The 11,749-nt window shown below is 73.4% G+C and carries 8 protein-coding genes; all 8 read right to left on the bottom strand.

All coding sequences use genetic code 11. The features are described 5' to 3' along the window. Window positions 1-20: 20 nt before the first annotated feature. Window positions 21-1,046 (bottom strand): UDP-glucose 4-epimerase GalE, encoded by a 1,026-nt coding sequence (gene galE, locus JIW86_RS26455; protein WP_257556344.1) that lies wholly within the window; start codon window positions 1,044-1,046, stop codon window positions 21-23. A 61-nt stretch (window positions 1,047-1,107) separates the two neighbouring features. Continuing rightward, window positions 1,108-2,724: a glycosyltransferase family 2 protein gene (locus JIW86_RS26450; protein ID WP_257556343.1), complete on the bottom strand. Its 1,617-nt coding sequence runs from the start codon at window positions 2,722-2,724 to the stop codon at window positions 1,108-1,110. Window positions 2,725-2,794: 70 nt separating this feature from the next. After that, the gene (gene obgE, locus JIW86_RS26445) at window positions 2,795-4,240 is read right to left on the bottom strand and encodes a GTPase ObgE (RefSeq protein ID WP_257556342.1); all 1,446 of its coding nucleotides are present in this window, start codon (window positions 4,238-4,240) and stop codon (window positions 2,795-2,797) included. Window positions 4,241-4,407: 167 nt separating this feature from the next. Beyond that, entirely contained in the window at window positions 4,408-4,662 is a 255-nt protein-coding gene (gene rpmA, locus JIW86_RS26440) for a 50S ribosomal protein L27 (protein ID WP_048480572.1), read from the bottom strand. 13 nt (window positions 4,663-4,675) lie between these two features. Next, complete coding sequence (gene rplU, locus JIW86_RS26435) at window positions 4,676-4,996, bottom strand: 50S ribosomal protein L21 (RefSeq protein WP_214950890.1); 321 nt, start codon at window positions 4,994-4,996, stop codon at window positions 4,676-4,678. A gap of 260 nt (window positions 4,997-5,256) precedes the next feature. After that, complete coding sequence (locus JIW86_RS26430) at window positions 5,257-9,174, bottom strand: Rne/Rng family ribonuclease (protein ID WP_257556341.1); 3,918 nt, start codon at window positions 9,172-9,174, stop codon at window positions 5,257-5,259. Window positions 9,175-9,410: 236 nt separating this feature from the next. Further along, window positions 9,411-10,190: a TIGR03936 family radical SAM-associated protein gene (locus JIW86_RS26425; protein ID WP_215140047.1), complete on the bottom strand. Its 780-nt coding sequence runs from the start codon at window positions 10,188-10,190 to the stop codon at window positions 9,411-9,413. A 127-nt stretch (window positions 10,191-10,317) separates the two neighbouring features. Next, entirely contained in the window at window positions 10,318-11,664 is a 1,347-nt protein-coding gene (locus JIW86_RS26420; RefSeq protein WP_416237603.1) for a hypothetical protein, read from the bottom strand. Between the last annotated feature and the right edge of the window lie 85 nt (window positions 11,665-11,749).

Here is an 11,749-nt window from a genome sequence, read left to right as displayed (position 1 = left end):
CGTGTGTGGCCGATGGAGTCTCAGGCCTTGTGGACGTCCTTGTGCGCGTCCTTGTGCGTGTCCAGGCGGGCGGCCTTGTTGGCCTCCCAGCCCGCCCAGGCGGAGGTGACCATCTCGCGGACGTCGTGCCGGGCCTTCCAGCCCAGCTCACCCGTGATCTTGTCGGCCGAGGCCACGACCTTCGCCGGGTCGCCGGGACGGCGCGGGCTGATCACCGGGGCGAGGTCGTGCCCGGTGTTCTTGTTCAGGAGCTCGACCATCTCGGCGACGGAGACGCCCTCGCCGCGCCCGATGTTGACGGTGAGGTCCTTGTAGTCCCCGGCCGAGGCCCACTCGGCGAGCTTGCGGGCGGCCGCCACGTGGGCCTCCGCCAGATCCTCGACGTGGATGTAGTCGCGGATGCAGGTGCCGTCCGGGGTCGGGTAGTCGTCGCCGAAGATCTTGGCGCCCTGGCCGGCGTCGTAGCGCTCGAACACCATCGGGACCAGGTTGAAGACGCCGGTGTCGGCGAGCTCGGGGGCGGCGGCGCCCGCCACGTTGAAGTAGCGCAGGCAGGCGGTGGAGATGCCGTGGGCCTTGCCGGCGGCGCGCACCAGCCACTCGCCGGCCAGCTTGGTCTCGCCGTAGGGGCTCAGCGGCGCGCACGGGGTGTCCTCGGTGACCAGGTCCACGTCGGGCATGCCGTAGACGGAGGCGGAGGAGGAGAAGAGGAAGTTGCGGATGCCCGCGGCCGCCACGGCCTGGAGCAGCACCGTCAGGCCCTGCACGTTCTCGTGGTAGTAGTACAGCGGCTTCTCGACGGACTCGCCGACCTGCTTCTTGCCCGCGAGGTGCACCACACCGGTGATCTTGTGCTCACGGATGGTCTTGTCGAGGATCAGCCGGTCCAGGACCGAGCCGACCACCAGCGGTACGCCCTCCGGGACACGGTCCTCGTTGCCCGTGGAGAGGTCGTCGAGGACGACCACCTTCTCCCCCGCGAGCAGCATCGCCCGGACGACGTGTGCGCCGATGTATCCGGCGCCACCGGTGATCAGAAACGTCATGTGTATCTCCTTGGTCCTGTCCGAGTTCGATGTGCGGCGCTTGTTGTGAAGGAAGCGGCCTTCAGCCCGCCCCGTGGCCTGCCCTGGCCCGGTGGAGGCGGTTGCGTACGAGGTACAGCGCGCCCTCGGCGCCGGGCGCGAGGCGCAGCGCGAGCGCGCCGGCCCCCGTGCGGTAGGGCTGTGCCAGCAGAACACCGTACCGGCTGCTGGGCAGGGCCCGGCGGCGGAGCAGCCGGCCCCGGGGGCGCAGGGAGGTGAACACGGAGGTCCCGTCGGCGCACTGCACGCCCACCCCCACGTTCCACGCCTGCATCCGGCGCAGCCCCTGGCGGCGGCCCGTGGCGGCCACGTCGGCGAGGCGGAAGGGCAGCAGCGCGACCCAGCCGCCCGTCGGGTCGGGATGCAGCTCCACGGGCTGGGCGAGGACCGGCTCGCCGCCCGCGCGGGGCAGGAAGCGCAGCTGCACGGTGCGCGGACCGGCCTCGGCGAGGCGCCCGTACAGGTCGTGCACGCGGATCCGGACGGCCGCGCGGCCGGCCGGCTCGGCGTCGACGGTGAGGGGCAGCCGGTCCGTCGGCAGCCCGGCCAGCCCGTCCAGCTCGACCGGGAGCTCCTCGCTCCACACCGGCGTCCCGTCGGCGGCGGCCGCGTACGGGGGCAGCAGGCGCGGCGGCTCGGCGGCCAGCCGGGTGAGCCGCTCGATGTCGGCGGGCGGGGCCGGGGTGGCGCGCAGCACCCGTACGATCCAGCGGGCGTGGGCCCCGGCGGCCTCGACGTCGGCCTCGGCGAAGGTGTCGAGGTACTCGCGGGTCAGGGTCCACCAGGCGGCCTGGTAGTCGGGGTCCTTGCCGAGCTCGCGCAGGTACATGCGCAGGTCGTACTCGAGGAACTTCACCTGGCAGGCGCTGCCCAGTGCCGGGGAGGCCGCCGCGAGGGTGCGCGAGGCCGTGCGGTGGGCCTCGATGCGCGAGCGCCAGTTCGAGACGTCCTTGCGGTCCAGGGAGATCGACACCTGGGCGGCACTGCGGCGCACGTGCCAGACGTAGACGAGGTCGCCGATGACGGCGATGCGCGGGGCGGCGGCCAGCACCCGGGAGGTGAAGACGAAGTCCTCGTAGACGAACCGGCCGTCGGGGAAGCGCAGTCCGTGCTCCTCCAGGAAGGAGCGCTCGTACAGCTTGTTGACGCAGAGGGTGTCGCGGACCAGCTCCGGGCGGTCCGCGGGCCGCTCGATGACGTCGCCCGGGGTGTAGAGCCCCGGCATCCACGGCACGTCGTGGTGGAGCGGCAGCTCGCGCCGTACGGCGGCGCCCACGGTGACCGGGGCGCGGTGCTGGACGGCGGCGCGCACCAGCGCCTCGGCCGCACCCGCCGGCAGGATGTCGTCGCTGTCGAGGAACAGGACGTACGGACAGGACGCGACGGCGATCCCGTCGTTGCGCGGAGTGCCGCACCCTCCGCTGTTCTCCGTACGGTGAACGACCTTCAGGCGGGGGTGTGCGGCAGCCAGCTCGTCCAGCACCCGCGCGGTGCCGTCGGACGAGGCGTCGTTCACGGCGATGACCTCGGCGACCACCGGGCCCTGGGCGAGGGCCGAGGAGACGGCCTCGCCCACGAGCCCGGCGTCGTTGTACGCGATCACCACGACGGAAACGGTGGGGAGGTTGGTGCTGTTCACCCGAAGGATCCTAGGCGACCGACGTAAAGACGCCTTCAATGCCGCCCGGGTGCCCTCCGGGGGAACGGAACTAGAACGGCCGGAATTCGTCGTACTCCTGCTGCGCCGAGTCGCCGCGCTTGGCGTCCTTCTCCTTGCGGCGCGTGGTGGCCGGGCGCGGAGCCTCCAGTCGGTGGTCCTCGCCGCGGCGGCCCAGCATCTCGGCGCCGGCCATCATGGTCGGCTCCCAGTCGAAGACGACCGCGTTCTCGTCGGAGCCGATGGCCACGCCGTCGCCGGCGCGGGCGCCGGCCTTCCTCAGCGCTTCCTCGACACCGAGGCGGTTGAGGCGGTCCGCCAGGTAGCCGACGGCCTCGTCGTTGTTGAAGTCGGTCTGGCGGACCCAGCGCTCCGGCTTCTCGCCGCGCACGTTGTAGACGTCCTCGGCCTCGTCGTAGGTGACGGTGAAGCCGGAGTCGTCCACGGCCTTCGGGCGGATGACGATACGGGTCGCCTCCTCCTTCGGCTTGCGGGCGCGGGCCTTGGCGATGACCTCGGCGAGGAAGTAGGAGAGCTCCTTGAGGCCCGTACGGGCGACCGCGGAGACCTCGAAGACCTTGTAGCCGCGCGCCTCCAGGTCCGGGCGGACCATGTCGGCGAGCTCCTGGCCGTCCGGGATGTCGACCTTGTTCAGGACGACGAGGCGCGGGCGCTTCTCCAGGCCGCCGCCGTAGAGCCGCAGCTCCTCCTCGATGACGTCGAGGTCGGCGATCGGGTCGCGGTCGGACTCCAGCGTGGCGGTGTCCAGGACGTGCACGAGCACCGAGCAGCGCTCGACGTGGCGCAGGAACTCCAGGCCCAGGCCACGGCCCTGGCTGGCGCCGGGGATCAGGCCCGGGACGTCGGCGATCGTGTAGACGGTCGAGCCAGCCGTGACGACGCCCAGGTTCGGGACGAGGGTGGTGAAGGGGTAGTCCGCGATCTTCGGCTTGGCAGAGGAGAGCACCGAGATCAGCGAGGACTTGCCGGCGCTCGGGAAGCCGACCAGCGCCACGTCGGCGACGGTCTTGAGCTCCAGGACGATGTCGCCGGTGGTGCCGGGGACGCCGAGGAGCGCGAAGCCGGGGGCCTTGCGGCGCGCGGAGGAGAGCGCGGCGTTGCCGAGGCCGCCGCGGCCGCCCTCGCCGGCGACGTAGGTGGTGCCCTGGCCGACGAGGTCGGCGAGGACGTTGCCCTCCTTGTCGAGGACGACGGTGCCGTCCGGCACGGGCAGGACCAGGTCCTGGCCGTCCTTGCCGGAGCGGTTGCCGCCCTCGCCGGGCTTGCCGTTGGTGGCCTTGCGGTGGGGGCTGTGGTGGTAGTCCAGCAGGGTGGTGATCGCCTGCTCCACCACCAGGATGACGTCGCCGCCACGGCCGCCGTTGCCGCCATCGGGGCCGCCGAGCGGCTTGAACTTCTCCCGGTGAACGGAGGCGCAGCCGTGGCCCCCGTTACCCGCGGCGACATGCAGCTCGACGCGGTCCACGAAGGTGGTCATGGGTGTTCCTCCAGATACATACGGGAATGTCCCGGGCAGGCCTTGCTGCCCATTAAACGTGTCTATGTGACAACGCGCCGAGGGCGGACCTCTCTTCCCGGCTTGCGCCGGGAAGAGCTGAGATCCGCCCTCGGGAAGTTACGAACGCTTGATCAGCAGAAGCTGGATCAGGCGGCCGGAACGATGTTGACGACCTTGCGGCCACGGTGCGTGCCGAACTCGACGGCACCCGCCTGCAGCGCGAACAGCGTGTCGTCGCCACCACGACCGACACCCGAACCGGGGTGGAAGTGGGTGCCACGCTGGCGGACGAGGATCTCGCCGGCGGAGACGACCTGACCGCCGAAGCGCTTCACGCCGAGCCGCTGGGCATTGGAGTCGCGCCCGTTCCGGGTGGACGATGCGCCCTTCTTGTGTGCCATGTCTCAGTCCCTCTTACTTCGCAGCCGCGGGGATACCGGTGACCTTGATCGCCGTGTACTGCTGGCGGTGACCCTGGCGACGGCGGTAGCCGGTCTTGTTCTTGTACCGAAGGATGTCGATCTTGGCACCCTTGTGGTGGTCCACGATCTCGGCCTGGACCTTGATGCCGGCCAGGACCCACGGGTCGCTGGTCACGGCTTCGCCGTCGACAACGAGCAGGGTCGAGAGCTCGACCGTGTCGCCAACCTTGGCAGTGGGAATCTTGTCAACTTCAACGATGTCGCCGACAGCAACCTTGTGCTGGCGACCACCGCTGCGCACGATGGCGTACACGCGGATCTCTCTCTCACTCGGGACGGATGCTCCTGAAGCCAGCCGCTCAGTCGGGCCGGGGGCCCGCGACTGATCCGGAATGGACGAGCGGCCTCTCCGGGCAGGGCCCGAAGGAAGGTGCTCAGGAGCGCGGCGCGCTAGACGTTATTCGTCTAAGCATGCCGACGGTCTAGGTTACGGGGCCGGTTCCAGGGGGTCAAACCGGCTCCCGCACGGCCGTGGGCCCCGCCTCGCGGCGGGGCCCACGGCTCTGAAGCGGATCAGGCTTCGGTCGGAGCCGAGACGGAGGGCAGCGTCTGCTGCTCGGCCGCCGCGGTCTTCTTCGTCGCCCGCTTCGCCACGGTCTTCTTGGTCGTGGCCGCCTTCTTGGCCACGGTCTTCTTGGCCGCCGTCGCCTTCTTGGCGGTGGTGGCCTTCTTCGCCGCGGTCGCCTTCTTGGCCGGAGCCTTGCGGGCGGCCTTCTTGGCCGGAGCGGCCTCGGCCGTCTCCTCGGCGGTCTCCTCGGCCGGAGCCTCGGTCACCGGGGCCTCGACGACCACCACGGCGGCCTCGGCCGCGCCTGCCGGGGAACCGGCGGGTGCGGTGGCCTTACGGGTGGCACGGCGGCGCGGACGGGCCGGCGCGGCCTCGGCCACGGGCTCCACGACGGGCTCGGGCTCGACGACCGGCTCCGGCTCGACGACCGGCTCGGGCTCCGCCACGACGACCGGCTCCGGGGCCACCTCGGCCGCGGGGGCCGGGGCACCCGCCGGGGCGGTGGCCTTGCGGGTCGCCCGGCGACGGGTACGGCCCTTCGGCGCGGCCTCCTCGACCGGGGCGGCCTCGACCGTCTCCGGGGCCTCCACGGCCTCGGCGACGACCTCGGCGGCCGGCTCCAGGACCGTGTCGGCCGGCTCGGTGACCGGCTCGGCCTCGACGGCGGGCGCCGGGGCCGGAGCCTGGGCGGCCGCACCGCGCGGGGCGCCCGCCGGAGCGGTCGCCTTGCGGGTGGCACGGCGACGGTTGCGGCGGCCGCTCAGACCCGCGGCGGCCTCCGCCTCGGCCGGGCTGCCGTACAGCTCCTCATCCGCGACGAACTCGGGCTCGGGCAGGGCCCGCGGCGCGGCGGCCTCGGCGGCCACCTCGGCCTCGGACTCGAACTCCGCCTCGACCGTCTCGATCTCGTGGTCGTGCTGGTCGAACTCGGCCTTGCCGCCGCGGCGCTTGGCGCGCTTGCCGTTGCCCCCGCCGATCGCGGTCGGCGTCTCCATGTGCACGATGACGCCGCGGCCGTTGCAGTGGACGCAGGTCTCGGAGAAGGACTCCAGCAGACCCTGGCCCACCCGCTTGCGGGTCATCTGGACCAGGCCCAGCGAGGTGACCTCGGCCACCTGGTGCTTGGTGCGGTCGCGGCCCAGGCACTCGAGCATGCGGCGCAGGACCAGGTCGCGGTTGGACTCCAGGACCATGTCGATGAAGTCGATGACGACGATGCCGCCCAGGTCGCGCAGCCGCAGCTGGCGCACGATCTCCTCGGCCGCCTCCAGGTTGTTCCTGGTGACGGTCTCCTCGAGGTTGCCGCCCTGACCGGTGAACTTGCCGGTGTTGACGTCGATGACGATCATCGCCTCGGTCTTGTCGATCACAAGCGAGCCGCCCGAGGGCAGCCACACCTTGCGGTCGAGCGCCTTGGCGAGCTGCTCGTCGATCCGGTACGTCGCGAAGACGTCGACCTCGGAGGTCCAGCGGGACAGCCGGTCGGCCAGGTCCGGGGCGACGTGGTTCACGTAGCCGTGGATGGTCTCCCAGGCCCCGTCACCGCTGACGATGACCTTCGAGAAGTCCTCGTTGAAGATGTCGCGCACGACGCGGACGGTCATGTCCGGCTCGCCGTACAGGAGGCTCGGCGAAGAGGTCGAGATCTGCTTCGACTTCTTCTGGATGTCCTCCCACTGGGCCTGCAGACGCTCGACGTCGCGGCGCAGCTCGTCCTCGCTCGCGCCCTCGGCGGCGGTGCGCACGATGACGCCCGCGTCCTCGGGGACGATCTTCTTGAGGATGGTCTTCAGGCGCGCGCGCTCGGTGTCGGGCAGCTTGCGGCTGATGCCGGTCATCGAGCCCTCGGGCACGTAGACCAGGTAGCGGCCGGGCAGCGAGACCTGGCTGGTCAGGCGGGCGCCCTTGTGGCCGATCGGGTCCTTGGTGACCTGCACGAGGACCGACTGGCCGGACTTGAGGGCGGACTCGATGCGGCGCGGCCCGTTGGCCATGCCGAGCGCCTCGAAGTTGACCTCACCGGCGTACAGGACCGCGTTGCGGCCCTTGCCGATGTCGATGAAGGCGGCCTCCATGGACGGCAGCACGTTCTGGACCTTGCCCAGGTAGACGTTGCCGACGTACGAGGTGGCTTCTTCCTTGTTGACGTAGTGCTCGACGAGCACGTTGTCCTCGAGGACGCCGATCTGGGTGCGGTCGCCGTTCTGGCGGACGACCATCACGCGCTCGACGGCCTCGCGGCGGGCCAGGAACTCGGCCTCGGTGATGATCGGGACGCGGCGGCGGCCCTGCTCGCGGCCCTCGCGGCGGCGCTGCTTCTTCGCCTCCAGGCGGGTCGAGCCCTTGATGGACTGGACCTCGTCGGAGGAGGTGGACTCGCCGCGCTCGCGGGCCGGACGCGGCTCGCGGACCTTGACGACGGTGCGTACGCCGTCCTCGTCGCCCGCGGCGGACTCGCCATCGGTGTCGGCGGGCTCACCGCTGCGACGGCGGCGGCGACGGCGGCGACGGCTGGAGCTGGAGCCCAGCGCCTCGGCGTCCTCGCCCTCTTCGTCCTCGCCCTCTTCCTCGTCGGACTCCTGCTCGGCGGCCGGGGCCTCGGTCTCCTCCTCGGCGGACTCGTCGAGGTCGGCGGCCTCACCGCGGCGGCGGCGACGGCCACCACGACGGCGGCGGCGCGACGGGCGCTCGCCCGACTCGTCGCCCTCTTCGAACTCGGCGGACTCGTCCTCGAGCTCGGCGGCCTCGGCCTCGGGCTCCTCCTCGGCGAGCACCTCGGGGAGGGACACCGGCGCGCTCTCGGCGGCGGCGCCGCGGCCACGGCGGCGGCGACGGCCGGCCGGCTGCGGGGCGGGGGTCTCGACGACCTCGGCCTCGAGCTCGGTCTCGGCCTCCTCCTCCGCGTCCTCGGCCTGCACGGCGGCGGCAGCCGCCGCGGCGGCCATGGCGGCGGTCTCGGGGGTCTGGAACATCGGCTCGGCGAACACCGGGGCCTGGAACACGGCGACGGCGGGACGCGCGGCACGGCGGGCACGGGCCGGGGCGGCGGGCGCCTCGGGCTCGGCGGCGGGCTGCGGCGCGGCGGCCGCGGCACCGGCGCGGGTGGCGCGGCGGCGGCCGCCGCGCTTCGGGGAGTCCAGGGCGTCGGCCACGGTGAAGGCACGGGCGGCGGCCTTGGGGGCCTCCTCCGCCTCGGCGGGAGCGTCGTCCACGACGGGGGCGGCAGCGGGAGCGGCCGGGGCGGTCACGGCGCGGGTGGCGCGGCGACGGGCACGGGCCGGGGCGGGCGCGGCGGGCTCCTCCTCGGCGACGGCCGGAGCCTCGACGACCGGAGCCTCGGCGACGGGGGCCTCCACGACCTCGGCGGCCGGGGCGGTCACGGCGCGGGTGGCACGGCGACGGGCACGGGCCGGGGCGGGAGCGGCCGGAGCCTCCTCCTCCACCACGGGCGCGGTCTCGACGGCCGGAGCCTCGGGGGCGGTCACGGCGCGGGTCGCACGGCGGCGGGCACGCGGAGCGGGAGCGGCGGGCTCCTCCTCGGCGGCGTCCGGAGCCTCGGCGGCGGGAGCCTCGGGAGCGGTCACGGCGCGGGTGGCGCGGCGGCGGGCCCGCGGGGCGGGAGCGGCGGGCTCCTCCTCGGCGGCGGCCGGGGCCTCGGCGACGGCCTCTGCGGCCGGAGCCTCGGGGGCGGTCACGGCGCGGGTCGCACGGCGGCGGGCACGAGCGGGGGCGGCGGCCGGAGCGGCCTCCTCCACGGGGGCGGCCGGAGCGGCCTCGGTCACCGGGGTCGTCTCGGCGGCGGTGGCACCGGGCGGGCCGGCGGGCCGGGAGGCGGCGCGGCGGCGCCTGCGCGGAGGCAGGTTGTCGCTGGGGCTGCCGTTGTCGGCGTTGGTGGTGTTGGTGTCGTTTTCGTTGTTGAGCATTGCGGGCGGTTCTCCCGTCACGCTCCCGGGCGCCGCGGCTGACTTCCGGTCCGGCACGGCTCCGCGTAATGAGCGCGGAACCGGCCTCCGGGGCGCGTTCGCCACACGGGAGCTCAGTTTCATGGCCGCCGGTTCCGTACGTGTTGTCCGTACGGCCTGGCGGAAGTCTTCAGGTCGTGTGCGCGGCCCGACCCAGGTGGCTCCCGAGTGCCAGGGCTGCGCGACGACGGCGTTCCTTACGCGGCGGGACCTTCCGGCGCCTTCGCGTCGGCGGCTACGGCGGCCGTGGGTGTAGCGGCCGTATCAGCCTCGCGGTCGGGCGCGAGCGGGTCGGTCACCGTGCCGGACTCCTCGTCGAAGAGCCCCTGCGCCAGCCTGGTCACCGCTGAGGGGACCGGCGGCGCCAGGTCGGCCACAGCTCGGAGACCGGACAGGACGTCGTCGGGTCGCACGGCAGGTGTCAGATGCCGAACAACCAGGCGCAGTATCGCACAGGCATTGTCCAGGGGCCTATCAGCCTGGGCAGGAAGTGCCTCGAGACTGACTACAGCGCCGCGCGTGTCGAAGGTCCGGATGCCGTTCTTGGTACGTCGCTGCACCTCCACGGTCTCGGCGGCGAGGAAGGCCGCCACGGCCCGCTCGGCCTCGGAGGGCTCCACGCCGTCCAGGCGCAGCTCCCAGACGGAGGCCGTGAGCCGGTCCGCGAGGCCCGAGGTGCGGGCCTCCACGGCGTCGATGATGTCGAGCCCGGCCGGCATCGACTCGTCGAGCAGCTCACGGAGCTTCTCGGGGTCGCGGGGCTCGGCGAGGGCGATCTCCAGGTACTCGGCCTCGCTGCCGGTCCCGGTCGGGGCGGCGTTCGCGTACGAGACGCGGGGGTGCGGGGTGAAACCGGCCGAGTACGCCATCGGCACCTCGGCGCGGCGCAGGGCCCGCTCGAAGGCGCGCTGGAAATCGCGGTGGCTGGTGAACCGGAGGCGGCCGCGCTTGGTGTAGCGCAGTCGGATGCGCTGCACCACCGGTGCGGGAGGCGGGCCTTCGGGCTGTCGCTTGCCCAGTGGTTCTTCTCCTTGTGCGGGGCTCCGCGGCTCGCGCGTCGCCCTGAGCGTCTGTGGGGCCTGCGGGCCACGCCCTGCCTCCGGCTCACCCCTGCCGTTCGTGGAGGGAGATCTCGGGAGCGGGCGTCTTGCCTGCGGCTGTCGTACTACCCAGAGTACGCGCCCGTGACCTCGCCGGTTCCCGGGGAGGAGTACCGAAGAGCGCCTGCCGCACCCCGGCCCGCGCCTCTCGGACGGCGCTGCGGGCGGTGTGCCACACCTCGCGTGCCGCGGCGCGGGAGGTACGCCACACCTCGCGTGCCGCGGTCCGGGAGGCGCGCCACACCTCGCGGACCAGATGTCCGGCGGGCGTGGCCACCTGCCGGTAGGCCCAGGCCGCGGGGCGGGCGACGCAGCCGCGCCAGAGCCACACGAGCCCGCGGCCCAGGGCGCGGCTGACGCGCCCGGCGAGCCGCCAGGTGGAGGCGGCGAAGTGGCCGAGGGGCGTCAGCACGTACCGGTACAGGCCCCGGGCCAGCCAGGCGGCGCCGTGCCCGAGCGGTGTCAGCAGGTACCGGTGGGTGGCGATCGTGGCCGGAACGAGGACGTGGCTCCACAGCGCGGCCCAGGGCCAGACGAACAGCGCCTTGCCCAGCCAGCCGAGTGCGGCCCAGGTACCGCGGGCCAGCCAGGCGGCGCCGTGCCCGCCGGGGGTGAGGACGTACCGGTACAGCGCCACCCACGGCCACACGAACACGGCGGCGAAGGCTCGCGGCAGGAACCACACCAGGGCGTGCCCGGCCGGGGTGAGGACGTACCGGTACAGCCTGCGGACCAGCCAGGCGATGCCCCGGACCGGCGGCACGAGCAGGTACCGGTAGACGGCGGTGACCGTCCAGGCCACGGCCGCGCCCGACGGCTTCAACAGGTACCGGACCACCGCCAGGACCACCCATTCGAGCCCCTTGCCGGCCGGCCTCAGCAGGTACCGGTACAGCGCGGCGCCGGCGGGGACGAGCAGGTACCTCCACAGCGCCGCCCACGGCCATACGAACAGCGCCTTGGCCAGCCACTCCAGCCCGACGGCGGTTCCCCGGCCCAGCAGGGCGATCCCCTTGCCGAGCGGTACCAGGATCCAGCGCCACAGGGCGGCCCCGGCCGGCGCGAGCACGTACCGCCACAGCCCCGCCCAGGGCCAGTAGAAGACGGCCAGCGCCGCCCACTTCAGCACCAGCCCGGTCCCCCGCGCCAGCCAGGCGAGGGCGCGCCCGACCGGGGTCAGCACGTACCGCCGCAGCCAGGCGCAGGCGCGGGCCACCGCGTCCCCGGCCGGGCGCAGGGCGCGCCGGTACACGGTGCGCGCCGCGAGGACGAGCAGGTCCCAGACCACCCGCACGGGCAGCACGATCACCACGGCCAGGATCCGCACCGGGATCCGGACCATCGCGAACACGCACCCCTGCCCACCGGGTTGGGGCTCACGCGGCTCGTGCGCTGCACGTTTTTCCAGGTCCATGCCTGTGACGACGCACATGTGC

Source organism: Streptomyces sp. NBC_00162 (assembly GCF_024611995.1).
Lineage (GTDB): Bacteria > Actinomycetota > Actinomycetes > Streptomycetales > Streptomycetaceae > Streptomyces.
The sequence above is the reverse complement of the archived record's forward strand: the minus strand, read 5'-3'. Positions and strand labels throughout refer to the sequence as shown.

Coding starts and splice junctions, on each gene's coding strand:
- galE (WP_257556344.1), bottom strand. CDS start 1,046: ATGACGTTTCTGATCACCGGTGGCGCCGGATACATCGGCGCACACGTC.
- obgE (WP_257556342.1), bottom strand. CDS start 4,240: ATGACCACCTTCGTGGACCGCGTCGAGCTGCATGTCGCCGCGGGTAAC.
- rpmA (WP_048480572.1), bottom strand. CDS start 4,662: ATGGCACACAAGAAGGGCGCATCGTCCACCCGGAACGGGCGCGACTCC.
- JIW86_RS26430 (WP_257556341.1), bottom strand. CDS start 9,174: ATGCTCAACAACGAAAACGACACCAACACCACCAACGCCGACAACGGC.